The organism is Azospirillum sp. UENF 112521 (assembly GCF_058780665.1).
This window is the reverse complement of record NZ_JBSNCI010000003.1, coordinates 179326-206155: the sequence shown is the minus strand read 5'-3', so window position 1 is coordinate 206155 and position 26830 is coordinate 179326. Positions and strand designations below refer to the sequence as shown.

Genomic DNA, 26830 nt, shown 5'->3' with positions numbered 1-26830 from the left:
TTATAGATCGCGGATCATTTTATGAGTGCAGTGGTATACGCGCATTCTGTTCCCGGTCAGGACGAAGTGCTTTGGGAGCCTTTGGCGGCTCACCTGACCAAGGTCGCCGACCAAGCGAGGAGGCTTGCCGCCACGTTCGGCGGCCAAGAGCTTGCACGGGCCATGGGGGCGCTCCATGACATCGGCAAGGCGCGGGACGCTTTCCAATCCTATATCCGGGGCCAAGGGCCGAGCGTCGACCATTCCACCGCCGGTGCCGTTATCGCTGAGCGCAACTACGCTACGCCATTCGGCCGGATGATGGCCTATGGGATCGCCGGCCATCATGCCGGATTGGCTAACGGCGGCATTGCCAGCGGTGGACTGTCGTCGCTGAAAGACCGGCTGGCAGCCGGGGCCGCCACGCCCCTGCCGGTACGCTGTCTGACGCCCGACCTCGACATCGCGCCGACGTCGGTCGTTCTGGCTGCGCCGGTGCTGTCGGAGGGGTTCACGCACGAGTTCTCAGCCGCTTTCCTCATTCGCATGCTCTTTTCCTGTCTCGTCGATGCCGATCGGCTGGAGACGGAGCGATTCTATGCGGATCTGCATGACGAGCCAGTCGAGCGGGGGTGCCCGCTCACGGTCGCCGATCTTCGTGACCGATTGAACACGCATCTGGCCCAATTTGAGGGACGGACCAGCGCGGTCGATAGTTTGCGGGCGGAGGTGCTGACTGCGGTTCGGGCGAGAGCAGACGACGAGCCGGGATTGTTCTCGCTGACGGTGCCGACTGGCGGCGGCAAGTCCCTGTCGTCGCTGGCCTTCGCACTGGACCATGCGGTTCGGCATGGGCTGCGACGGGTCATCTATGTGATCCCTTTCACCTCCGTTGTCGAACAGACGGCAGCGGTCTTCCGCGACGCCCTGGGCAGCGATGACGCCGTGCTGGAACATCACAGCGGCTTCGATTTCGAACCGGCGGACGGCAACGCGTCCGACGATGAAGGCAAGGACGGTGCCCGCAAGCTGAGGCTCGCCGCCGAAAACTGGGACCGGCCGGTGGTCGTCACCACCGCGGTGCAGTTCTTCGAAAGCCTGTTCTCCAACCGCCCGTCGGCTTGCCGGAAGCTGCATGCCATCGCCGGGTCGGTGGTGATCCTGGACGAGGCGCAAACCTTGCCGCTGAAGGTGTTGCGGCCCTGCCTGGAGGCGCTGCGCGAGTTGGCGCGCGGCTATCGGAGTTCAGTGGTTCTGTGTACGGCGACCCAGCCGGCGGTGACGACGGAAGCCGGCTTTAAGGGCGGCCTGGACAGGGTGAGGGAACTGGCGCCCAACCCGCCTGACTTATACCGCCGGCTGAAACGGGTGACTGTCAGCGCCATCGCCGAACCGCTGCCCGACGAGGCGCTTGCCGAACGGCTGCTGAACGAACCCCAAGCCTTGTGCATCGTCAACAGCCGTCGGCATGCCCGCGACCTGCACCGGCGGATCGCAGTGGCCGAGGGGGCACGACATCTGTCCACCTGCCTGTGCGCCAAGCACCGCCGGGCGGAATTGGCGGCCATCCGCCAGGACATCAAGGATGGTAAGACCGTCCGGCTGGTTTCGACCTCCCTGGTCGAGGCTGGGGTGGATTTCAGCTTTCCCGTCGTCTACCGGGCGATGGCCGGGCTCGATTCCATCGCGCAGGCAGCGGGCCGCTGCAACCGGAACGGCGAGTTGCCCGAGTTGGGGCGCGTCTTCGTCTTCGAGAGCCCGGAGGAAGAAGGCTACCGGCCGCCGGTGGAGTTGGCGCTGTTTGCCCAAACAGCCGCTAGCGTTCTTCGCGCCCATGACGACCCGCTGGCTCTCGACACGTTGCGCGCCTACTTCCAGCAGGTCTACTGGTTGCGCGGTGACGAGGACCTGGATGCTGCCCTGGTGGGGGAGGGGCCGAACGCCATCCGCGGCATCCTGAACGCCCTGCGTCTTCATCGGCGCAAGCACGACTTCCCCTTCGCCGACATCTCCAAGGCATTCCGGATCATCGAGTCGCCGCTGGTGCCGGTGATCGTACCCTATTGTCCTGCCGGTGAGCCGGACGCCGTCCCGCGCCTGCTCGACGCCCTGCGCCACGCTCCGGCGGACAAGACCGGGGGGATTGCCCGCGCCCTGCAGCCCTATCTGGTCCAGGTTCCCCGTTCGGCCCGTGCCGGCTTGCTGAAGGCCGGGGCGGCGGAGTGCATCCGGAGCGGTGAGTTCGGCGACCAGTTCGTCGCGCTGGTCAACGGCGACCTCTACCACCCCGACGTCGGGCTGGATTGGGAGGATCCTACCTTCCGGCGGTTCGAAACCAGCATTTTTTGAGGGAGAGCCATGGCCTACGGCGTGAAACTTCACGTGTGGGGCGACCGCGCTTGCTTCACCCGGCCGGAAATGAAGGTCGAGCGGGTGTCTTACGACGTTATGACGCCGTCGGCGGCGCGCGGCATCCTGGAGGCAATCCATTGGAAGCCGGCGATCCGCTGGGTAATCGACGCCATCGAGGTGCTGAAGCCGATCCGCTTCCAATCGATCCGCCGCAACGAGGTCGGGTCGCGCGTGCCCACCGCCGCCGTGCGCAAGGCGATGAAGGCCGGTGCGGTGGAGGACCTGCGCATGGTGGCGGAGGAGAACCGGCAGCAGCGCGCCGCCACCCTGCTGGTCGACGTCGCCTATGTCATCCATGCCCATTTCGAACTGACGGAGCGCGCCGGACCGGGCGACAGCGAGGCCAAGCATCTGTCGATGTTCAACCGCCGTGCGGCCAGCGGACAGTGCTTCCAGCAGCCTTGCCTGGGCGTGCGGGAGTTCCCAGCGAATTTCGCCCTGCTGGAGGATGGCGCCGCACCGGTGTCGGAATTGCTGCCGGACCAGCGTGAACGCGACCTCGGCTGGATGCTGCTCGACATCGACCATGCCAACGACATGACCTCGCTGTTCTTCCGCGCGGCGCTGCGCGACGGAGTGATGGCAGTGCCGCCGCTGAACTCGGTGGAGGTGCGGTCATGACCGTCCTTGCCGCACTCAATGGCTATTATGGCCGCCTTGCCGATCATGGCGAGGTGCCGCCCTTCGGCTATTCGACGGAGCGGATCGCCCACATCATCGTCCTGTCGCCCGAAGGCGAGACGGTGGAAATTCTGCCCTGGCAGAGCCTGTCGGGAAAAAAGGCGGAACCACGCCCGACGGCGGTGCCGCAATCCTTCAAGCGTCCGGGAACCACACCGCGCTCTTTCTTCCTGTGGGACAACGGCAAGTTCGTGCTTGGCCTTGGGGTGGACAAGGTGACGCGGCAGCGGGTTGCCCATCCGGCCAACCATGCAGCCTTCCAGGAGTTGCACCGTCGACTGCTGGCCGGAACCGAGGATGCCGGGCTGGCCGCCCTGTTGCGCTTCCTCGATGGCTGGTCGGCCGACCGTTTCGACGCCTGCGGTTTCACCGACGCCATGCTCGACCAGAACTTCATGTTCATGCTCAACGGCGACCGGAATGATCAGGGGGAGCCGCGCTTCCTGCACGACCGTCCCGCCGCCCGGCGCATCTGGGAGCGCGCGGTGGCCGAGGGTGCCGGGGGTGAAGGAATCTGCTTGGTAACGGGAACGCGCCAGCCGATCGCCCGCCTGCACCCGGCGATCAAGGGGGTGATGGACGCGCAGAGTTCCGGCGCCTCCATCGTCTCCTTCAACAACGACGCCTTCACCTCCTACGGCAAGGAGCAGGGGCTGAACGCGCCGGTGTCGGAGGCAGCGGCCTTCGGGTATGGCGCCGCCCTGAATGCGCTGCTGGCGCGGGGCAGTGGCAACCGGTTGGTGATCGGCGACGCGACCACCGTGTTCTGGGCCGATGCCTCCGGCGGAGAGGAGTCCGCCCAGAAGGCGGAAGTGCTGTTCCACGATTTGCTCAGTCCACCGCCGGCCGAGGATGCCGACGAGGCGCAGGCGATCCGCAACGCCCTGCTTCCTGTCAGTCAGGGGCGACCGGTGCGGGAGATTGCCCCGGAACTGGACGAACGGACGCGCTTCTACGTTCTCGGCCTGTCCCCGAACATCGCCCGGCTTTCGGTGCGTTTCTGGCTGGAGGACAGCTTCGCGGCCATCGCCGAACGTGTCGGCCGCCATTGGGAGGATCTGCGGATCGATCCCGCGCCCTGGCGCACCGCGCCGGCGGTCTGGATGCTGCTGCGCGAGACCGCTCCGCTCGGCAAGACCGAGAACATCGCGCCGCAACTGGCCGGGGAGGTGATGCGCGCCATCCTGACCGGCGGCCGCTATCCCCGCAGCCTGCTGGCGGCGGTCATCACCCGCATGCGGGCCGGCGACCCGGTGAACGGTGTCAAGGCCGCGATCTGCCGAGCCTGCCTAAACCGCGACTCCCGCCTGGGAACGAAGAAGACGGAGGAGATACCCGTGAGTCTGAACCGAGACGAGGCGAACCCGGCCTACCGGCTGGGCCGTCTGTTCGCCGTGCTGGAGGGTGCCCAGCGGGCGGCCCTGGGGGATGTGAACGCCAGCATCCGCGACCGCTATTTCGGCGCGGCGTCGGCCACCCCGGCCAGCGTCTTCCCCATGCTGCTGCGCAACAGCAACCACCATCTGGCGGTGCTGCGCAAGGGCGACAAGCCCCGGCTCGGCGGCTGGTTCGAAGGGGAAATCGGCCAGATCCTCGGCGGTCTGGACAGCGGCTTCCCGCGCTCGCTGCGCATCGAGGATCAGGGGCGCTTTGCCATCGGCTATTACCACCAGCGCTATTCCGGCAAGGCCGCCGCTTCCAACGAGCAGGCCGCCGCCACCGAACAGACCGTCTCCGAGGATTGAACCATGTCCGCGATCCAGAACCGCTACGAGTTCGTCTATCTGTTCGACGTCACCAACGGCAACCCGAACGGCGATCCTGACGCCGGCAACCTGCCTCGGCTCGACCCGGAAACCAACAAGGGGCTGGTGACCGACGTCTGCCTGAAGCGGAAGATCCGCAACTTCGCCGCGCTCAGCCGTGACGGCGAGCCGCGCTACGGCATCTATGTCCAGGAAGGGGCGATCCTGAACGAAAAGCACCGTGCCGCCTACCGCGCGGTCCGCCCGGACGACAAGGATGTCGAGAGCGCGAAGAAGCTGTCGCCCAAGGAAGCGGAGGAAAAGGCCGTCCGGCAGTTCATGTGCGACAACTTCTTCGACGTCCGCAGCTTCGGCGCAGTGATGAGCACCAGCATCAATTGCGGGCAGGTGCGCGGGCCGGTCCAGCTGTCCTTCGCCCATTCGGTGGAGCCGATCCTGCCGCTGGAGATTTCGATCACCCGCATGGCCGCCACCTCGGAGAAGGAGGCGAAGGAGCGCAAGGATGGCGACCCGGCGGATGATGGGCGCCGCGACAACCGCACCATGGGGCGCAAGCATGTCGTCCCCTACGGCCTGTATCGCTGCCATGGCTACATCTCCGCCAAGCTGGCGGAGGGGACCGGCTTCGACGAGGACGACCTGGACCTGCTGTGGACCGCGCTGGAGGGGATGTTCGACCATGACCGCTCGGCTGCCCGCGGCGAGATGGCCGGCCGCAAGCTGCTCCTGTTCCGTCACGACAGCGCGCTCGGTAACGCTCCCGCCCATCGCCTGTTCGACCTCGTCACCGTAAAACGGCACTTCCAGGGCGAGGATTACGAGCTGGACGGCCCCGGCACCGGCAACCTGCCGCCGGCCCGGCGCTTCGCCGATTACCGGATCACCCTGGATGCGGCGCACGTGCCGACCGGGGTGACGATGATCGAGAAGTTCTGAACCAAGCGGGCAGTCAGCCGGGGAAGGGGGCGGTATGGACGACGATGATCTTCTTCCCCTGTCGGCGTTGCAGCACCAGCTGTTCTGTCCCCGCCAATGCGCCCTGATCCATGTCGAGCGGCAGTGGCAGGAGAACACCTTCACCGTCGAAGGCCGGCTGCTGCATGACGCGGTGGATGCGGGCGGCCGGGACAGGCGGGGGGCCGTCCGCACGGTGCGGTCGATGCCGTTGCGTTCGCGGAGGCTTGGCCTTGCCGGCGTCGCCGATCTGGTCGAACTGCATGGCCCCGAGCAGCGGCCTTATCCGGTCGAATACAAGCGCGGCCGGCCCAAGGCCCATCGGGCGGACGAGGTCCAGCTCTGCGCCCAGGCCATGTGCCTGGAAGAAATGTTCCACACGGACATCGCCGAGGGGGCACTCTTCTATGGGGAGAACCGGCGGCGTGTCGTTGTCCGGCTCGACGGCGAGTTGCGGGAGCTGACCGAACGGACGACGGCCGCCGTTCGCTCCATGATCGAGTCGGGCCGCACCCCGCCGCCGGTCTACGAGGCGGCCAAATGCCGGAACTGCTCGATGATCGAGCTTTGTCGGCCACGCCGGCTGGGCCGTCCGCCGCCGGTTGCCGACTGGCTTGTCCGGCACTTGGAAGACGGCGAAGACGCGATGCCGCCCGATGACCGTGGAGACACCGACCGGGGAGACTCCTGATTCCATGCGCCAGCATTTGAATACGATGTTCGTCACCACCGAAGGCGCATGGCTGTCCAAGGACGGCGCCAACATCGTGGTGGAGGTGGAGCGGCGGGAAATCGGCCGCGTGCCCATGCACATGATGGGCGGCATCGTCTGCTTCGGCCGGGTCGGCATGTCGCCACCGCTGATGGGGGCCTGTGCCGAAGCTGGAGTGACGGTCTCCTTCCTGACCGAACACGGCAAGTTCCTGGCGCGGGTGGAGGGGCCGTGCAGTGGAAATGTGCTGCTGCGCCGACGTCAGTATCGGGTGGCCGACGATCCGGAGGCCGGGCTCGTCATCGTCCGCGCCATCGTGGCGGCGAAGGCAGCAAACCAGCGTGCGGTGCTGCGCCGCGCGCTGCGGGACCATGGGTCTTCGATGGGGCAGACCGGCCGGTCTGGGTTGGACGATGCCCAGCGCCGCCTGGGAGATGTGGCACGCCGGGTGATGGAGGCGGGGAGCATCGACGTCGCGCGCGGCCATGAAGGGGATGCCGCCAATGCCTATTTCGGTGCGTTCGACCATCTGATCCGCCGCGACGATGATGCCTTCCGCTTCCGCGGTCGCAGCCGCCGTCCGCCGCGGGATGCCTGCAACGCCCTGCTGTCCTTTCTGTACGCCATGGTCGGGCACGATTGCCGCTCGGCGCTGGAATCCGTCGGCCTGGACCCGCAGGTCGGCTTCCTGCATCGCGACCTTCCCGGCCGTGCCGGCCTCGCCCTTGATCTGATGGAGGAGTTCCGTCCTGTGCTGGCCGACCGGGTCGTTCTGACGCTGATCAATCGCCAGCAGATCGGGCCGAAGGATTTCACCTATATGGAGGGCGGTGCCGTGCTGCTGCGGGACGATGCCCGCAAAGCGGTCCTTGCCGCCTATCAGGAGCGCAAGAAGGATGAAATCACCCACCCGTTCCTGAACGAGAAGGTCAGCCTGGGATTGGTCCCGCACATTCAGGCGCAGCTGCTTGCCCGCCATCTGCGCGGTGACCTGGACGGCTACCCGCCCTTTCTTTGGAAATGACCGGCCATGCTGATGCTGATCACCTATGACGTGAACACCCAGGACGCGGCCGGCCGCCGCCGATTGCGCCGGGTTGCGAAGGCATGCCGGGATTTCGGCCAGCGGGTTCAGTTTTCCGTGTTCGAATGTGAGGTCGATCCGGCACAATGGACTGCGCTGCGTGCCCGCCTGCTCGGTGAAATCGACCAGAGCACAGACAGCCTGCGCTTCTACCATCTTGGCGCCAATGCGAGCCGTCGCATTGAACATGTCGGCGCCAAGCCCGCGCTGGACCTCGACGGGACGCTGGTGTTCTGAGCGTGCGCGAACCCAAAGCGGACAGGAAACTCCTGGGAGGTCCGCACCGCAGCGCTGTCAACGACTTAGCTTCTATGGCATAGTGAGCGACGCCCGACAGAGTGGGGCGCACGAGTGGTTCGCGCTCGATCCGGGATTGTGGGCTCCTGAACAAGTGGATATTGACTGGCAGTCGCCCCCTACGCGGGGGCGTGGATCGAAACAAGATCGGTGTACTGACCCGACCACCAGTTGTCGTGTCGCCCCCTACGCGGGGGCGTGGATCGAAACAGGCCGATGACCTGATTGACCATGAGGCCGGTCAGGTCGCCCCCTACGCGGGGGCGTGGATCGAAACCCTGCCCTGGTAACGAGGCTGGAGACTGAGGCCGGTCGCCCCCTACGCGGGGGCGTGGATCGAAACAGCAGGCGACGCAGTTTGAGACGCTGTTCGGCCGGAGTCGCCCCCTACGCGGGGGCGTGGATCGAAACCGCGTCACGCCGTGCTGGCGGGCCAAGTCACGGAGGTCGCCCCCTACGCGGGGGCGTGGATCGAAACAACAGCAGCGGCAGATGATCCTGCAAAAGCGGGGGTCGCCCCCTACGCGGGGGCGTGGATCGAAACACGAGGTTGATATCCACGAGCAACCGCACCCGCGCGTCGCCCCCTACGCGGGGGCGTGGATCGAAACCCAGGCCATCGACGTTGAGCGTAGCCGCGCCTGGTCGCCCCCTACGCGGGGGCGTGGATCGAAACACAGCCTTCCCACAGCAACGCTTGGGCCGCTGCCGTCGCCCCCTACGCGGGGGCGTGGATCGAAACGGTATCGGGCAAACCGCTGCCAAGGGTCTCTATGGTCGCCCCCTACGCGGGGGCGTGGATCGAAACCGTTGGGGAAAGTAACTGCGGTCATCACATCACCGTCGCCCCCTACGCGGGGGCGTGGATCGAAACAAGGTCTTTGCCCCGTCGCACCCTGACCTGTCCGCGTCGCCCCCTACGCGGGGGCGTGGATCGAAACCGCGCCTTTCTGGAGTGGATCGCTTCGGAGGAGAGGTCGCCCCCTACGCGGGGGCGTGGATCGAAACAAGATCGGTGTACTGACCAGACCACCAGTTGTCGTGTCGCCCCCTACGCGGGGGCGTGGATCGAAACCGACAGCCGTGTTGGCGGCGGCAACGGCAATGGCGTCGCCCCCTACGCGGGGGCGTGGATCGAAACGACTGCACCAGCCAGTTCCGGGCGTAGGTCAGGGCGTCGCCCCCTACGCGGGGGCGTGGATCGAAACACCGAAATGGACGAGCGCGAGCGCATCCGTCAGAAGGTCGCCCCCTACGCGGGGGCGTGGATCGAAACCGCACCGACGTCGCACTCGCCGACAATGGCGCCGGTCGCCCCCTACGCGGGGGCGTGGATCGAAACCGCCCTGCTGTCCGCGGTGGAGCAGATGCGCGAGGTCGCCCCCTACGCGGGGGCGTGGATCGAAACATCATCGACTACCAGATGAGCGGCGCTGAGGAAGTGTCGCCCCCTACGCGGGGGCGTGGATCGAAACAGCGTTGGGAGAACAGCGACGTGTGCGTGAACCGTCGCCCCCTACGCGGGGGCGTGGATCGAAACGTTGCAGGCCCAAGGGAGCGCCACCCATGACTGACGTCGCCCCCTACGCGGGGGCGTGGATCGAAACCGGGTCTGGAGCGCGTCATAGACGAGGCTGGCGTGTCGCCCCCTACGCGGGGGCGTGGATCGAAACCTCGCGGTTGATCCAGCGTCGGCAGGCATCTTGAGTCGCCCCCTACGCGGGGGCGTGGATCGAAACCGCGACCATGCCAGTCACATTGCTCCCGGCCATCGGTCGCCCCCTACGCGGGGGCGTGGATCGAAACATCGGCGGTATCGGCCGTCCATGCTTGTCCGTCAGGTCGCCCCCTACGCGGGGGCGTGGATCGAAACAGGCCCTGCGCGTGCAGGACGGCCAGCTTCTCGCGTCGCCCCCTACGCGGGGGCGTGGATCGAAACTTCGTCGAGAACATGGCGCACCCCTTGCAACAAGTCGCCCCCTACGCGGGGGCGTGGATCGAAACGCCGCCGCTGACGAACTCTTCGCCCGGTACGTCAGTCGCCCCCTACGCGGGGGCGTGGATCGAAACAGCTTGGCCGCGATGGGCGGCGGCACGCTCACCAGTCGCCCCCTACGCGGGGGCGTGGATCGAAACAGCAGGCGACGCAGTTTGAGACGCTGTTCGGCCGGTCGCCCCCTACGCGGGGGCGTGGATCGAAACGAAGGCCAACGGCACTTGGTCACGGGCATAGCTGGTCGCCCCCTACGCGGGGGCGTGGATCGAAACACGAACGCGGACATCGAGGCGAAGTTCGGTGGGGTCGCCCCCTACGCGGGGGCGTGGATCGAAACGTTCTGATCGTCGGCATCGTTGAGGCGCACGTCAGTCGCCCCCTACGCGGGGGCGTGGATCGAAACCTCGCTGGTGCCGAGCCAGATACCGGCCTCGCCGGTCGCCCCCTACGCGGGGGCGTGGATCGAAACCAGTACACGGGAAAGCTGGTCGACGACGACGACGTGTCGCCCCCTACGCGGGGGCGTGGATCGAAACCAAGAATCTCGGGGCTGAACGGCTATGATCCGCAACTGTCGCCCCCTACGCGGGGGCGTGGATCGAAACTTCCCCGGCTTCGAGGAATTGGCGCCCGTTCTGGGTCGCCCCCTACGCGGGGGCGTGGATCGAAACATCATCGCGACATCCCGGCCGATCCATGCGCGGAAGTCGCCCCCTACGCGGGGGCGTGGATCGAAACGACCCTGACCAAACCGCGCGCCTGGTGGCGCTCGGTCGCCCCCTACGCGGGGGCGTGGATCGAAACTCAAACTTGCGGCCAGCAAGCCGGATGCAAAACGGTCGCCCCCTACGCGGGGGCGTGGATCGAAACAACTGCGATGCGTTGGCCGCCCCGGTCCAGTTGCGGTCGCCCCCTACGCGGGGGCGTGGATCGAAACAGGCGGGCATTGCTGCCCACCTGCGAGGTGATGGCGTCGCCCCCTACGCGGGGGCGTGGATCGAAACTCATGCCGGAGCCGAACCACAAAGACCCCGCCCCCGGTCGCCCCCTACGCGGGGGCGTGGATCGAAACACCGCCTCGTAGCCCGAATAGCGCTTGACGCTGCGTCGCCCCCTACGCGGGGGCGTGGATCGAAACTGGTGCGCAATACCGATGGCGCGCGGAACGGCCGAGTCGCCCCCTACGCGGGGGCGTGGATCGAAACCCAATCGCCGTCGTAGACGTAGGCGGTAGCGCCGGTCGCCCCCTACGCGGGGGCGTGGATCGAAACTGCGACCTGACCGGCGAAAACACCTTCGGCCTGATGTCGCCCCCTACGCGGGGGCGTGGATCGAAACATGCTGTCGATCTCGGTGTCCGCGTCCCGCATCAGTCGCCCCCTACGCGGGGGCGTGGATCGAAACGCCGTCACGGCGCCGGAGGTCTCCTCCCACGCCTGTCGCCCCCTACGCGGGGGCGTGGATCGAAACCTATGGCTGGTGACCTGAAACCCCGGCACCAGAAGTCGCCCCCTACGCGGGGGCGTGGATCGAAACCAGGCCGACATCGTGCTGTGGGCGCTCCGCCTCGGTCGCCCCCTACGCGGGGGCGTGGATCGAAACATCTACCACTCCGAGGTCTGCATCCGTAAGGACCCGTCGCCCCCTACGCGGGGGCGTGGATCGAAACGGCACAGGGCGCAGCCTCAACCCGACGGCGGCCAGGTCGCCCCCTACGCGGGGGCGTGGATCGAAACGAAACGAACAGCCTGTCCCTGCGGGTGTGCAGCCGTCGCCCCCTACGCGGGGGCGTGGATCGAAACGACAGCCGTACCCCCGGCGCCCGCAAGGTCTGGGAGTCGCCCCCTACGCGGGGGCGTGGATCGAAACTCGATCAACAGGCGGGTGACGCGCAGCTCGGTCAGTCGCCCCCTACGCGGGGGCGTGGATCGAAACTTGCCCAGCTTGAGGATCGCGAAATCCCACGGGGTCGCCCCCTACGCGGGGGCGTGGATCGAAACGTCAGGGGACATTTTCGCAAGCAGGTAGGCTGTGGTCGCCCCCTACGCGGGGGCGTGGATCGAAACCGGATAGACCGCGAGCGCCGCTTTCAGGCTTTCCAGTCGCCCCCTACGCGGGGGCGTGGATCGAAACAGCAGCTTGGCGTGGCCAGGGTCGGCCAGCTCCCAGTCGCCCCCTACGCGGGGGCGTGGATCGAAACCGCCGCCTTTACGGCACTGCGGAGCCGGCGCCGTCGTCGCCCCCTACGCGGGGGCGTGGATCGAAACACCGAAGAGGCCGAATTCACGGCGGGGACCGAGGAGTCGCCCCCCACGCAGGGGCGTGGGTCGAAACTGGACCTTCGGCACCTTCGGATCCGACCTGATCGCGTCGCCCCCTGCGCGGGGGCGTGGGTCGAAACGGCAGCGGCCACTGCACCGCCGGGGTGCCGGGCTGGTCGCCCTCCATGCGGGGGCGTGGATCGAAACACCAAGCCGGCCGAGACGTGGCTGACCGGCACGCGTCGCCTCCCATGCGGGGGCGTGGATCGAAACAGGCAGGTGCCTTGACCACATCGGCCTGAGCGGCAGTCGCCCCCTGCGCGGGGGGCGTGGATCGAAACAACCGCATCGGCACCTATTGGCACATGCTGCCGCGTCGCCCCCCACGCGGGGGCGTGGATGGAAACGCGAACCGCATTCGCGCCCGGGCCCGCAACGCCGGTCGGCCAAGCTGACAGTACGGTCAACTCCGCCGGATCGCTCCGCCTTGTGACGCCTGCGGCGTCAGCGAACGCATCCAGCGATGAAGGACGCGCTCTATCGCCGCGGCGTCCTTCCGGGCGGTCCGCCGCACATACCGGGCCGTTTCCCGTGCTTCTCCGGGCGACATGCCGTAGTTGGTCCGGAAGGCCCGGATGAACGAGGCTTCGGAGCCGAAGCCCCAGTGGTAGGCGATGTCGACGATCCGCGGGCGGTCTTGCCGGGGGGTCACCAGATCATCCAGTGCCCGCGCCAGCCGCCGGTCCCGCACATGCTTCGCCACCCCGCCCAGCGGTTCGAACAGCCGATAGAGAGCCGAGCGCGACAGGCCGAAGCTGTCGCAGATGAGGGCGGTCCCGAGTTCGGGAGCTTCGAGCTTCATCTCGATGAACTCCTTGATGCGGTCGAGCAGCGCCCCCCGCGGTTCATCGACCGGACTGCGGGCGTCGATCGCCGATCCGGCGCATGCGGCGATCAGCCCGGCGATTCCGTCGGCGACCGCCATCGCCGCGGAGGCGTCCAGAGCGGGAAGCTGCGCGTCGAGGGCGCGCAAATGGTCGTTCAGGAGCATCCCGACCGCCGAATCCGCAGGCAGCACCAGCCCATGCAGGGCTTCCGGCACCTTGACCAGGGGGGCCAGCCCGTCCCGGGGGATCAGCAGGGCCAGCAGTTGGAACGCGGAGGTCTCGACGGTGACGGGACACCCCAAATTCAGGAACCCGATGTCGCCGGTGCGCATTGCGACCGTACTCCCCCCCTTCGAGACGGTGCAGCCACCCTCGAGATAGAGCGTAACCATGCAATGGTCCAAGGCGCCTCGGGCGATGGTGGCGTTGGTGCGGCGCAGGGCCATTGCCGGCCCGCCGATCCGCAGCATGAGAAGGCTCCCGAGATGGAAGGCCGTCGCCGATCCGGCGAGGCCGGTCTCGTCCGCCGCGCCGGCCGGTTCCGCTTCGAAAAGGATCGACAGCAGGTCACGCCACCGGGTGAAGCCGGCCCGGCCCGTGGTTTCCTGCGGATCGAACGACAGCGTCGGGATCGACCGGCGTTCCGCCGCCTCACGGGGTCCCATCGTGATGACTTGCCTCATTGTTCCGAAGCCTCGCCGCGCGACCGACACCGGTGTCGATAGCAGGCGTCCGTCGTCGCCTGCAAGATCGCGGTTTAGCCCGGTCCCCCGCCGTCGGCCCGAACTCTCGTATTGAGACGCAATGTCAAATCTTTGGGACGGATCGACGAGTGTAACCATGGACGATCCGGTAAATTGCGCCCTCGACTAAAAAAATTACCGTGGGCCGATGGGTCGCCGGGACGTGGCTGCCTCTACGCCGCGCACCGGCCGCGCCCCTTTCGCCGCCCACCCGACAGAGGTTGGCGTCAGAGGCATGCGACATTCGACCGACAGGCGGCCACGCTCCGCCGGACAGCTCATCGGCCCGGGTGGCCTGCTGTTCGCCCTGATGAGCTGCACGGCGCTCACCCCCCTGCATTCCGCGGCGGCCGACGAGGCTCTGCCGACCGGCGGGCGGTTCACCGCCGGGTCGGGGCGCATCGTCGAGCAGCCCGGCGGCCTGCGGATCGAACAGGGGTCGCGCACCGGCACCGTCGAATGGCAGGGCTTCTCCATCGGCAGCGGCAAATCCGTGCATGTGGAGAACGGCGCCGGCGCCACCCTCAACCGCGTCACCGGCAATCTGCCCTCCCGCATCGACGGTTCGCTGACCGCCACCGGATCGGTCTATCTGGTCAACCGCGCCGGCATCGTCGTCGGCAAGGAGGGGCGGGTCGATACCGGCGGCGGCTTCTACGCCTCGACCCACGATGTTTCCGACGCCGCCTTCGCCGCCCAGCGCGACCTGACCTTCGCCGGGGACTCCAAGGCCGCCGTGGTCAATATGGGGACCATCGCCTCGCGCGGCGGCGACGTGGCGCTGATCGCCCGCTCCGTGCGCAACGAGGGCAAGATCTCGGCGCCGAAGGGAACGGCGGCGCTGCTGGCCGGCTACGAGGTGCTGGCGAAGGAGACGGCCGACGCCGAGGGACGCTTCGCGGTCAAGGTCGGCGGGTCCGACACCGAGGCGGTCAATGCCGGCACGCTGGCGGCGGCCAACGCCGAGATGCGGGCCAATGGCGGCAGCGTCTACGCGCTCGCCGGCAACACCGGCGGCGTGGTCAAGGCGACGGGCGTCGCCAAGCGGGACGGGCGCGTCTTCCTGACGGCCGGCGACGGCGGCAGCGTCGCTGTCGAGAGCCCGGTGGTGGCGCAGCGCCGGACCGGGGAGGAGAACCGGCGTCCCGACGCGGCGAAACCGGACACCGCGAAGGCGGAGAGCGCGGGGAAGACCGTTAGGCGGGAGCCGCGCCCCTCGCGGCGGCCGGAGCGTGCGGGCGGCGACATCCGCGTCTCGGGTGGGGCGGTGACGGTTTCCGACAGGCTGGACGCCTCGGGAGCGACCGGGGCCGGCGGGACGCTGGTGGCGACCGGCAAGGCGGTGGTGCTGACCGGCAAGGCGGCGCTGGACGTATCGGGCGCGTCAGGTGGCACGCTGCTGGTCGGCGGCGACTACCAGGGCGGCCGGACCGCGGCGACGCGCTACCTCGCCGAGCCGGTGGCGACGGCGCGGACGGTCACGGTGGAGGCGGGGGCGCAACTCCGCGCCGACGGGACGCGGGGGGACGGCGGCCGGCTGGTCGTGTGGTCCGACGGTGACACCGCCTTCGCCGGAGCGGTTTCGGCGCGGGGCGCCGGCAAGGGCGGCGACGCGGAGGTGTCGGGCAAGGCGCGTCTGGCCTTCACCGGCACGGCGGACCTGCGCGGGACGGCGGGCTTCGGCACGCTGCTGCTCGACCCCTACAACCTGACCATCTCCGATGCCGCCGACAGCGGGATGTCCGGCTTCAGCGCCAGCGGCGACGACAGCGTTTTGAACGTGAACACGCTGAAGTCGGCGCTGGATTGGGCCAATGTCCTGGTAACGACGGGGGACGGCGGCACCCAGGCCGGCGACATCACGGTGGCGGCACCGTTCACCTGGAACCAGTCGACGATGCTCACCCTGTCGGCGTACCGGGACATCAGGGTGAATGCCGCCCTCACCGCCCAGGGCGACGAGGGCATGATCGTGCTGAAGGCCGGCCGCGACATCGCGGTGAATGCGGCCGTCACCGGCGAAACCAGGTCCAACCTTTCGCTGCTGGCCAAGCGCGACGTCACGGTGAGCGCCGCCATGCGCGGTGCGCAGGTGGTGCTGTGGTCGGATTACGGCGGTATCGGGACGGGAACGGTGCGGTTTGACGCGGGGGCCACCGTCACGGCCACCGGCGGAGCGTCCATCCTCTACAATCCCACCGCCTACACCGCGCCGACCGACTATTCCGGCATCGCCGGGGCGGGCACGACGGTGACCGGCTTCATGCTGGTGAACTCGGTGGAGAATTTGCAGGCCATCGCCAGCAATCTGGCGGGCACCTACGCGCTGGGCCGCGACATCGATGCGCAGGCCACCGCCGGCTGGAACAGCGGCGCCGGCTTCGTCCCGCTGGGCAGTGCCGCCACCCCCTTCACAGGGCGGTTCGACGGCTGGGATCATGCCATCGACGGGCTGACGATCAACCGGCCGGGCAGCGACGATGTCGGCCTGTTCGGCGTCGTCGGCGCCGGCGGCGTGGTGCGGGGTGTCCGCATGGTCGGCGGCAGCGTGCTGGGGTCGAACCGGGTGGGAGCCCTGGCCGGCAGCAATGCCGGGATGGTGACCTGGGCGTCGGCCACCGGCACGGTGACCGGGCGGGGCGGCGAGGTCGGCGGGCTGGTCGGCAGCAACGCCGGGACGGTCGGCCAGTCCTTCGCCACCGGCGCGGTGACGGCACAGGGCGGTGCGGCCGGCGGGCTGGTCGGCAGCAACAGCGGGACGATCCTCCAGGCCTATGCCAGCGGCGCCGTGACAGCGGGGGGCGATCAGGCGGGCGGCCTGGTCGGACGGATGACCGCAGGGTCGGTGACCGAAGCCTACGCCCTGGGCAGCGTGACGGGAACGAGGTCGGTCGGCGGCCTGATCGGCGACAATGGCGGCACGGTGACCGAGAGCTACGCCACCGGCGCCGTGACGGGGCAGGATGCCGGCGGCCTGATCGGTGCCGACCAGCGGCACGGTCCTGAATTCCCTTTGGGACACGCAGACCACCGGTCTTGGGAATGGCGTCGGTGTCGACAGCGGTACGACCACCGGACTGAGAGGCCTGACCTCAGACGAGATCCGGGATTCCAGCACCGTAGCGGACGGGAATTATTTCAGCTCCGGTACTTACAAATGGTACTCGAATATCTTCGATATAGGCCCGGACTTCAGGCCCATCGGGGTATGGGAGGCGGCCAGGACAGGAGCGGACGGCTACAGGGTCGTCAGCAATCTGCATCAGCTCGTCCTGATAAACGCGAGCGATGGCTGGACCGAATATCCCAAGGGCAGCTATCGGTTGGCCATGGACATCGACGCGTCCGAAACCGCAGGCGCCAACCCCGCGGGGATCTGGGGCGAGCGCGGATTTTATCCGATTGGGAACTTAAGCGTCAGATTTCGAGGAAACTTCGATGGCGACGGTCATGTAATCAAAGGACTATTCATCAACCGTCCAAATGAGAGGTACGTCGGATTTTTTGGCCAAGCAGTTGGATCTGCTAGTAATAATGCCATTATCAAAAATATTGGAATTACCGATGGTCATTTTACTGGACAAATTTTTGTTGGAGGTCTTGTAGGATCTATTGAAGGTGGAGTGTCTATCGAAAGCTCTTACTTCACTGGAAGTGTTTCCGGCCAAAGTATTGTTGGTGGTCTTGTTGGAAATTCACAATCCCCCTTGGATCGGATCAAACGATCTTACGCGGTCGCATCGGTCACTGCGGCAGGGAATCGGGCTGGAGGGCTTGTCGGAAGAAGTTATGCAGGGATCGATCAGTCCTATGCCTCCGGCAGTGTGACAGGAGCCACCAACGTCGGCGGCTTCATCGGCGAGCATACTCAAGGCACCATCACCAACTCCTATTGGGACACGCAGACCAGCGGACAGCAGAACGGCGTCGGCAACAAGGTGGTGACCGGCCTGACCGGCTTGACCACGGCCGAGGCGCGACAGGCATCCTCCTATGTCGGCTGGGATTTCACCAAGGACTGGTACCAGTCCGGGGACATGCGACCGATCGGGCGGTGGGAGGCGGCGAAGGCGGGAAGCGACGGGGTCGCCGCCATCACCAACCTCCACCAGCTCCAGCTGATCGATGCGAACCCGGCGGGGTCCTACCGACTCGGCGCCGACATCGACGCCCAGGCCACGTCGGGCGCCAGTGCCGCCGGCATCTGGGGGACGGGCGGCTTCGCCCCGCTGGCGGGCGCCGGCTTCACCGGCAGCTTCGACGGGCGCGGCCATCTGATCCGCGGGCTGACGATCAACCGGCCGGCGAGCGACGATGTCGGCCTGTTCGGCAAGATCGGCACCGGCGGCACGGTGAGCAATGTCGGCCTCGACACGACCGGCGCCGTCACCGGCGGCAACCGGGTCGGCGCCATCGCCGGGACCAATAGCGGCACCATCCTCCAGTCCTTCTCCCGCGCCGGCGTGACCGGACAGGGGGCCGGTACCGGCGGGCTGGCGGGCAGCAACAGCGGCACCATCCGTCAATCCTATGCCGCCGGCACGGTGGCCGGGCAGGGCGACGGCGTCGGCGGGCTGGCCGGCGTCAATGACGGCACCATCCTGCAGACCTATGCCACCGGCGCGGTCACCGGACAGGGCGACCGGGTCGGCGGACTGGCCGGGACCAACGGGACGGGCGGCAGCATCGCCCAGTCCTACGCCACCGGCGCCGTGGCCGGGCAAGGCATCGCACTCGGCGGGCTGGCCGGACGCAACGACGGTACCGTCACTCTGTCCTATTGGAACACCGAGTCCAGCGGCCGGGCGGACGGTGCCGGGGCCGGCACCCCCACCGGCATGACCGGGCTGACCGGCACGCAGATGCGCGACGCGAGCAGCTTCAGCGGCCTAGACGCCCTGGCCTGGGCGCCGGCCGACGGCACCGACGCGCCGCTGCTGTTCGGCGTGTCCGGCGCGGTCGGCCTCGCCCACAACACCGTCTATGGCGACGATCCGGCGACTGTGCCCATCGCCGTGCTGGGAGGGTCGGTCTGGAACCGGATCAGCGGCGGGGCGAGCAGCACCCTGGCGTCCGGCGCCAATGTCGGGACCTATCTGAACCTTGTGGACGTGTCGGGCGTGACCGGCAGCTTCGGCCTCGGCGGGGCGGCCCGCGTGGTGAATGTCGGCGCCGTGGTGACGCCTGCCACCCTGACGCTGACGGCCGACGGCGGCACGATGGTCTATGGCGACACCGTGCCGACGCTGACGGGGTTTACGGTCACGGGCTGGAAGAACGGCCAGACCGGCGCGCTGCTGTCGGGCGTGACCGTCTCGACCGACGCCACCTCAACCTCGAATGTCGGCAATTCCTACCGCACCATGACGGCGGGCGGCACGCTGTCGGGGGCCGCCGTCGGCAACTACACGATTGCCCGTACGGATGGCGCCTTCTCGGTGACGCCGGCCACCCTGACGGTGACGGCCTCGGACGGCACGATGGTCTATGGCGACACCGTACCGGCGCTGACCGGCTATACGGTGACGGGCTGGAAGAACGGACAGACCGACACCCTGCTGTCGGGCGTCACGGTCTCGACCGACGCCACCTCCGCCTCGAACGTCGGTGCCGGCTACCGCACCATGACGGCGGGCGGGACGCTCTCCGGTGCTGCCACCGGCAACTACACGTTTGCCCGAGTGGACGGCGGCTTCTCGGTGACGCCCGCCACCCTGACGGTGACGGCATCGGACAGCACGATGGTCTACGGCGACGCAGTGCCGACATTGGGCTACAGCTTGTCCGGCTGGAAGAACGGCCAGACCGACGCCCTGTTGTCGGGCGTGACCGTCTCCACCGATGCGACCTCCGCTTCGAATGTCGGCAGCTCCTACCGCACCACGGCGACGGGTGGCACGCTGTCGGGGGCCGCCGCCGGCAACTACACGCTCAGCCATGTGGGCGGCGCCTTTTCGGTGACGCCGGCCACCCTGACGCTGACGGCGTCAGACGGCACGATGATCTATGGCGACACCGTGCCGGCGTTGACCGGCTATTCGGTGTCGGGCTGGAAGAACGGACAGGGCGACGGGCTGCTGTCTGGCGTCACGGTTTCCACGGACGCGACATCTCAGTCGAACGTCGGGACGGCCTACCGCACGATGACGGCGGGCGGGACGCTCTCCGGTGCCGCCACCGGCAACTATACGATAGCCCGTGCGGACGGGGCCTTCTCGGTTACGCCCGCCACGCTCACGGTGACGGCGGCCGGCGGCACGATGGTCTATGGCGACGCCGTGCCGACGCTGACCGGCTATTCAGTGGCGGGCTGGAAGAACGGCCAGACCGACGCCCTGCTTTCGGGCGTCACGATTTCCACGGACGCGACGTCTCAATCGAACGTCGGCACCACCTACCGGACGATGACGGCGGGCGGGACGCTCTCCGGTGCTGCCACCGGCAATTACACGGTTGCCCGTGTGGACGGCGGCTTCTCGGTGACACCCGCCACGCTGACGGTGACGGCGGCCGGCGGCACGATGGTCTATGGCGACGCGGTGCCGACGCTGACCGGCTATTCGGTGGCGGGCTGGAAGAACGGCCAGGGCGACGGGCTGCTGTCGGGCGTCACGGTTTCCACGGACGCCACCTCCGCCTCGAATGTCGGCACCGCCTATCGGACCATGACGGCGGGTGGCACGCTCTCAGGTGCTGCCACCGGCAACTACACGATTGCCCGTGCGGACGGGGCCTTTTCGGTGACGCCGGCCACCCTGACGGTGACGGCGTCGGACGGCACGATGGTCTACGGCGACGCCGTGCCGACGCTGGGCTACAGCCTGTCCGGCTGGAAGAACGGGCATGCCGATGAACTGCTGACGGGCGTGACCGTCTCGACCGACGCCACCTCCACCTCGAATGTCGGCACCTCCTACCGCACCACGGCGACGGGTGGGACGCTCTCCGGTGCCGCTTCCGGCAACTATACGATTGCCCGTGCGGACGGCGCCTTTTCGGTGACGCCGGCCACCCTGACGGTGACGGCGGCCGGCGGCACCATGGTCTATGGCGACGCCGTGCCGACACTGACCGGCTACAGCGTGGCGGGCTGGAAGAACGGCCAAACCGACGCGCATCTGTCGGGTGTGACCGTCTCGACCGACGCCACCTCCACCTCGAACGTCGGCACGTCCTACCGGACCATGACGGCGGGTGGCACGCTGTCGGGCGCCGCCTCTGGCAACTACAGCTTCAACCGTGTGGATGGTGGCTTCTCTGTGACGCCTGCCACGCTGACGCTGACTGCGGCCGGTGGCACTATGGTCTATGGCGACACCGTGCCGACGCTGACCGGCTATAGCGTGACGGGCTGGAAGAACGGGCAGACCGACGCGCTTCTGTCGGGCGTGACCGTCTCGACCGACGCCACATCGCAGTCGAATGTCGGCACCTCCTACCGCACGATGACGACGGGCGGCACACTGTCGGGGGCCGCCGCCGGCAACTACAGCTTCAGCCGTGTGGACGGTGGCTTCTCGGTGACGCCGGCCACGCTGACGGTGACGGCGGCCAACAGCACGATGGTGTATGGCGACGCCGTTCCGGTGCTGGGCTATACGGCATCGGGCTGGAGGAACGGCCAGGGCGACGGGCTGCTGTCCGACGTGACCGCCTCCACCGACGCCACCTCCCTGTCGAATGTCGGCACCTCCTACCGCACGACCACGACGGGCGGGACGCTGTCGGGGGCCGCCGCCGGCAATTACACGCTGGACCATGTCGGCGGCAGCTTCTCGGTGACGCCGGCCATCCTGACGGTGACGGCCGGCAGCCGCGCGATGGTCTATGGCGACGCCGTGCCGGGTCTGGACTACAGCGTGGCGGGCTGGAAGAACGGTCAGACCGACAGCCTGCTGGCGGGGGTTGGCGTCTCGACCGACGCCACCGCGCAATCGAATGTCGGAGACTACCGCATCGCCGCGACGGGCGGGACGCTGTCGGGCGCCGCCGTCGGCAACTACACGCTTCGCCATCTGGATGGCAGCCTTTCGGTGACGCCGGCCACCCTGACGCTGACGGCGGCCGACGGAACCATGATCTATGGCGACGCCGTGCCGGTGCTGGGCTACAGCGTGTCGGGCTGGAGGAACGGACAGGGTGACGGGCTGCTCTCGGGCGTCGCCGTCTCCAGCGATGCGACGGTGCTTTCGAACGTCGGCACCGGCTATCGCAGCATGACGGCGGGCGGCACGCTGTCGGGCGCGGCGGCCGGCAATTACAGCTTCAACCATGTAGACGGCAAAGTCTCGGTGACGCCCGCCACCCTGACGGTGACCGCGGCGGACGGCACCATGGTCTATGGCGATGCCGTGCCGGTGCTGGGCTACAGCGTGTCCGGCTGGAAAAACGGCCAGGGTGACGGGCTGCTCTCGGGCGTCACGGCTTCCACCGACGCAACCTCCCTCTCGAACGTCGGCACCGGCTACCGCACCATGGCGGCGGGCGGCACCTTGTCGGGGGTGGCGGCCGGCAATTACAGGCTCAGCCATGCCGGTGGCACCTTCTCGGTCACGCCGGCCCTGCTGACGGTCAGTGCCTCCGACGGCACGATGGTCTATGGCGACGCCGTGCCTGCGCTGGGATATTCGGTGACTGGTTGGAAGAACGGCCAGACCGATGCCCTGCTGTCGGGCGTCACCCTGTCCACCGACGCCCGCTCGCGGTCGGCGGCCGGGGCCGGCTACCGCATCACGGCGACCGGTGGGACGCTGTCGGGGGCGGCCAGCGGCAACTATGTGATCCGCCATGCCGATGGCAGGCTGACGATCGGCCGGAGACTGCTGACGGTCGCGGCGGACGATGCCGTCCGGCTGTCCGGCACCGCCAACCCGGCCCTGACTTACCGGATTGTCGGCCCCGGGCCGCTGGACGGCGACCGGATCGACGGCCTGCCGGAAACCCTGGCGACGGCGGCATCGCCGGCCGGAGCCTATGCCATCACGCAGGGCGGCCTGACCGCCGGGGACAATTACGACCTGCGCTTCACGCCGGGGCTGCTGACGGTATCGCCCCAGCCGTCCGGTCTGGCCGCCATCCTGCCGGCGCGCCTGATCGAACCGGTCACTCTGTCGGGACCGGCCATCGCAACCCCCGGCCGCCCGGCCGAAGCGGGAGGATCGTCGGAGTCCGCGTCACCGGCCTCCATGTCGGCAGCGCCCGCGTCGGAGGTCACCGGCCAAGAGGTCGCCGACACCCGCAAGGACGGCGCGCAAGACGTCTGCGGGGCCGCGGGCGGCGAAGGCTGCGCCTCGCTTCCGCATCCCGCCAACCGCTTCCTCGGAACCTTCCTGAGTGTGAAGTCCCCCTGATGTCCCCGACCGTCTTCCGTTTGTCCTTCGGTGCCCTGGCGCTAGGTGCCCTTGCCCTGACGGGTGGGGGAGTGCTGGCGCAATCCCTGCCGGTCGAACGCAACCCGCCGCCCCGGCCGGCCGAACCGTCCAACACACTCTCGATCGACCCCGGCAACGGGGCCGCGGCGGACCGGACCCCATTGGGCGTCGAGTTGAGCGCCATCAGGCTGATCGGCCGCGATGCCGCCGTCCCATCAGCAGGCGGGGCGGCAGGCGGGGCAGACGTCGGCACCGGTGGAATCCTTACCGGCCGGATCGGCATCGGCGGTGCCGAAACCGACCAGGCGCTGCGGGACGACCTGCGCACCGCCCTTTCCGGCTTCATCGGGCAGCCGCTGTCGATGGCGCTGATCGCCGATGCGCAGGCCGCCATCGCCGGGGTTTACCGCGAGGCCGGCCATCCCTTCGTGTCGGTCAGCATTCCGCCGCAGGAGGTCACCGCCGGCACCCTGACCCTGCGGGTGATCGAATTCGCCCTGGGGGAAATCTCCATTCAGGGGGAGGCGGACGGCCAGGGTGACGGGCGCGCCGCCGCCATCGCTTCCGGCATCCGCGGTGCGGAGGGGGAGCGGATCGAGGTGGCTCGGATCGACGAGGATCTGCGCTGGTTGAACCGCTACCCCTACCGCCGCGTCCAGGGCATCTTCTCTCCCGGCGACGGCCTGGGCCGCTCCGACCTGACGCTGGAGCTGGTGCCGCAGAAGCCGTGGCAGGTCTTCGCCGGCTATGCGAACACCGGCACGCGGGAAACCGACCGCAACCGCTTCTTCCTCGGTGCCGGATTCGGTCTTCCCCAGCTTGGCGATGCCTACGGGTCGTGGCAGACCACCGGATCGCGCGACCTGTTCGCGGGTGCCGGGCGCCTGTTCCCCGGCGATGGCGAGCGTGCCCACTATCTCAGCCATTCGGCGCGCTTCGTCCTGCCCACCGCCGCCCGCCAGGCGATCGAGATCAGCCCGAACTTCGTCGCGACGCGGCAGAGGAACGGCTCCTTCACCTCCGACAACAACTTCTTCGAGCTGCCGGTCTATTATCGCGCCGCGCTGTCCAGCCTGCTGCCCGGTGTCCATCTCGGCGACGTCCAGGCCGGGGTCGAGGCCAAGACGCTCGACCGCCGGACCTTCTTTGATGGCGCCGGTCTCGGCCGGGCGCGCGCGGATGTCGTCCAGGTCGGCCTCGGCTGGGACCGGAGCTGGAGCGACCGGCTGGGAGCGACGGCGCTGAGCCTGATCGGCAAGGTCAATCCGGGCGGCGTGATGGCCAACAATGACGATGCGGGCTGGACCGCCTTTTCGAACGGCCGGGTCCGGAAGGCGCGCTATGGCTATGTGACCGGTGTCGCGAACCGTAGTACCGACCTTGGCGGCGGGATCAGCCTGACCAACGAAATGACGGTGCAGTTCGCCGGGCAGGCGCTGCCCGACACCGAACAGATCGCGCTCGGCGGACTCTATGCCGTGCGCGGCTATGACCTTGGGAACGGAGCGGCCGACCGCGGCGTCATCCTGCGCAACGAGCTGCGCCTGCCCGGCGTTCCGCTGGTTCGGGACGACATCCTCCAGCCCTTCGCCTTCGTCGACGGCGCGGTCGGGAAGGACATCGGCGCGCGCCGCAACCTGTTCCTGGCGGGGACCGGTCTCGGCGTCGACTACCGCGTTGCGGACCATGTGACGACGAACCTGACAGCCGCGGTCGCGCTGGCCGACGAAGGCAAGCGGCAGGCCGGCCATTTCGACCTGAAGGTCCGCGTCTTCGCCACCTATTGACCTTCCACCACCCATCCCGTCTTGAAAGGACGACCGAGCATCGTGACCATGACCCGCCGAAACACCGTTTTCCGGGGCACCGCTTTCCCGGGCGCCGTCCTGCCTTTGGTGATCCTTCTGTCCGCAGCCGGCACGGCAGCGCAGCAGCCGGCTTCTGTTCCGGCGCCGAACCGGACGACCGCCAATTACGACGACTGGCTGGTGCGTTGCGAGACCGAGCGCGACGGCACCAAGGAAACGAAGCTGTGCGAAACCGTGCAGACGATCGCCGGGCCGGACGGCCGGATCGTCGCGCAGGTCGTGATCGGCCGGCCGAACGGGGCTGCCGGGGACAAGATCCTGACCGAACTGCCGGCCGGCGTGCTGCTGCCGCCCGGCGTCGCCATCCGTGTCGGCGACAAGCAGGTGGCATCGCTCACCTTCCGGCGTTGTCTGCAATCCTGCCTCGCCGAAGCGGATCTGCCCAAGCAGAGCCTCGACACGCTGGCGAACTCCACGCAGCCGATCAGCCTTGGCTTCTCGGACGGGTCGGGAAAGGCGGTGACACTGCCGCTGTCGGCCAAGGGGTTGCGCAACGCCTATGCGGCCGCCGGCGCTCCCGGAAAGTAACAGTGGCGAGGAAGAGGTAAGTGTCGCCCGTGGAGGCTTGACCCGTTGATGCTTGACAGAGGGCATATGCGGATGCTTCCCCTTTCGGAGGGGAATTGTTCGAGTGCGATCGATGTCCGATGCGGCCCATGTGACGGAACCCGTTGTGACGGCTCCGGTTCTTCGCTTCGACAGCCTGGCCATGTCGGCGGAGGAGGGATTCGGGCAGTGGCGGGACCAGATGTCGCCGATCTTCGACATAAGCCTGTCGAAGGAGGATTTCGACGGCTTTCGCGGTAGCCTACAGACTTACCATCTGGGCGGCGTGCTGCTCGGCCGCTGCACAACAGTGACGCAGACCTTCCACCGCACCCCCCAGGTGATCACCCGCAGCGGCATCGACCATTATCTGATCCAGTTGCAGGTGAAGGGTGGGTCCTGTGGGACGATGGGGCGGCGCGAGGTCGACGTGCGGTCTGGCGACGTCTGCATCCTGGATCTGGCGCAGACGGTCCACACGGTGGATTACAACGTCGACACCCTGACTCTCTGCCTGCCGCGGGAGATGCTGGCTCCGCTGGTGGCCGCGCCGGATGAGCTTCATGGGCTGGTGCTGCGCGGCGGCAGCTCGATCGGCTCCCTGTTGTCCGCTCACATCCAGTCCCTCTATCGGGTGGCAGGCCAGCTGTCTTCGCGCGAGGCCATGACCGTGACCAAAGGTGCAGCCAGCTTCATCGCTGGTTGCCTAGGGCCGACCGTCAATGCGCTCGACCTCGTCCGGCCTGAGATGCAGGCGTCCCGCATGGCGGAGATCAAACGCTACATTGACGGGCATCTCGGCGACCCGGGGTTTGGAGCGACCCAGATCGCCGAAGCGTTCGGCCTCTCCCGCCCCACCCTGTACCGCCTGTTCGAACCGCTGGGCGGGGTGGCCGCCCATATCCTGCGGAGGCGGCTGGATCGCAGCCTAGCCGACCTGACGGCGGCGCATCGGTCCCAGCGCATTGCTGAGATTGCCCATCGCTGGGGCTTTCGCTCCGAAGCCGCCTTCAGCCGTGCATTCAGGTCGGCGTTTGGAATGACGCCCAGCGATGCCAGAGACACCGGGCAACGCCTGCGCCAGCCGGTTTCCGGCTCCACCGATGTGTTCAAGCGCTGGTTCCACGAACTCGCCGTTCTCTGATCAATTTGGTTACCAACTCTGCTGAAGACCTGCAATGACTGGCCTGTTGTGCGGGATCGGCGCGTTTGCACCAGCTCCGGGAGGCTATGCCGAGGCGTTTCTCCAGAGAAGATCCTGCACCATGCGTCG

Annotated in this window: 13 protein-coding genes and 1 CRISPR repeat array; of the genes, 12 read left to right on the top strand and 1 reads right to left on the bottom strand. The window is 67.9% G+C overall.

Annotated elements, in window-relative coordinates; all coding sequences use genetic code 11:
• Positions 1–21: 21 nt before the first annotated feature.
• Genes ACWPN8_RS16750 through cas2 form a run of 7 tightly spaced genes read left to right on the top strand, consistent with a single transcriptional unit; the run spans position 22 to position 7825 of the window.
• Positions 22–2328 (top strand): CRISPR-associated endonuclease Cas3'', encoded by a 2307-nt coding sequence (locus tag ACWPN8_RS16750; protein ID WP_492241512.1) that lies wholly within the window; start codon positions 22–24, stop codon positions 2326–2328.
• A gap of 21 nt (positions 2329–2349) precedes the next feature.
• Positions 2350–3012: a type I-C CRISPR-associated protein Cas5c gene (cas5c, locus tag ACWPN8_RS16745; RefSeq protein ID WP_492241511.1), complete on the top strand. Its 663-nt coding sequence runs from the start codon at positions 2350–2352 to the stop codon at positions 3010–3012.
• Entirely contained in the window at positions 3009–4817 is a 1809-nt protein-coding gene (gene cas8c / locus ACWPN8_RS16740; protein ID WP_492241510.1) for a type I-C CRISPR-associated protein Cas8c/Csd1, read from the top strand. The genes cas5c and cas8c overlap by 4 nt, the downstream gene beginning before the upstream one ends.
• Positions 4818–4820: 3 nt before the next feature.
• Positions 4821–5774, top strand: a complete 954-nt coding sequence (gene cas7c / locus ACWPN8_RS16735; protein ID WP_492241509.1) for a type I-C CRISPR-associated protein Cas7/Csd2 — start codon at positions 4821–4823, stop codon at positions 5772–5774.
• A 34-nt stretch (positions 5775–5808) separates the two neighbouring features.
• The gene (gene cas4, locus ACWPN8_RS16730) at positions 5809–6483 is read left to right on the top strand and encodes a CRISPR-associated protein Cas4 (RefSeq protein WP_492241508.1); all 675 of its coding nucleotides are present in this window, start codon (positions 5809–5811) and stop codon (positions 6481–6483) included.
• A gap of 4 nt (positions 6484–6487) precedes the next feature.
• Positions 6488–7528, top strand: coding sequence for a type I-C CRISPR-associated endonuclease Cas1c (cas1c, locus tag ACWPN8_RS16725; RefSeq protein WP_492241507.1), 1041 nt, complete (start codon positions 6488–6490; stop codon positions 7526–7528).
• Positions 7529–7534: 6 nt separating this feature from the next.
• Complete coding sequence (cas2, locus tag ACWPN8_RS16720; RefSeq protein WP_098734983.1) at positions 7535–7825, top strand: CRISPR-associated endonuclease Cas2; 291 nt, start codon at positions 7535–7537, stop codon at positions 7823–7825.
• A gap of 171 nt (positions 7826–7996) precedes the next feature.
• A CRISPR array of direct repeats spans positions 7997–12415; the repeat unit is 32 nt; unit sequence GTCGCCCCCTACGCGGGGGCGTGGATCGAAAC.
• A gap of 190 nt (positions 12416–12605) precedes the next feature.
• Here cas2 and ACWPN8_RS16715 read toward each other — a convergent pair.
• On the bottom strand, positions 12606–13871 hold the full coding sequence (locus tag ACWPN8_RS16715; RefSeq protein ID WP_492241506.1) for a helix-turn-helix domain-containing protein: 1266 nt from the start codon (positions 13869–13871) through the stop codon (positions 12606–12608).
• 136 nt (positions 13872–14007) lie between these two features.
• Here ACWPN8_RS16715 and ACWPN8_RS16710 point away from each other — a divergent pair, with 136 nt between their 5' ends.
• The 5 genes from ACWPN8_RS16710 (at position 14008) to ACWPN8_RS16690 (ending at position 26701) form a co-directional block, all read left to right on the top strand.
• Positions 14008–17259: a two-partner secretion domain-containing protein gene (locus tag ACWPN8_RS16710; RefSeq protein ID WP_492241505.1), complete on the top strand. Its 3252-nt coding sequence runs from the start codon at positions 14008–14010 to the stop codon at positions 17257–17259.
• A 337-nt stretch (positions 17260–17596) separates the two neighbouring features.
• Entirely contained in the window at positions 17597–23122 is a 5526-nt protein-coding gene (locus ACWPN8_RS16705; protein ID WP_492241504.1) for a beta strand repeat-containing protein, read from the top strand.
• Complete coding sequence (locus tag ACWPN8_RS16700) at positions 23122–24930, top strand: ShlB/FhaC/HecB family hemolysin secretion/activation protein (RefSeq protein ID WP_492241503.1); 1809 nt, start codon at positions 23122–23124, stop codon at positions 24928–24930. The genes ACWPN8_RS16705 and ACWPN8_RS16700 overlap by 1 nt, the downstream gene beginning before the upstream one ends.
• 48 nt (positions 24931–24978) lie before the next feature.
• Positions 24979–25539, top strand: a complete 561-nt coding sequence (locus ACWPN8_RS16695; RefSeq protein ID WP_492241502.1) for an invasion associated locus B family protein — start codon at positions 24979–24981, stop codon at positions 25537–25539.
• Positions 25540–25651: 112 nt separating this feature from the next.
• A complete protein-coding gene (locus tag ACWPN8_RS16690; protein WP_492241501.1) occupies positions 25652–26701 on the top strand; it encodes an AraC-like ligand-binding domain-containing protein in 1050 nt (349 codons plus the stop codon).
• Positions 26702–26830 lie beyond the last annotated feature (129 nt).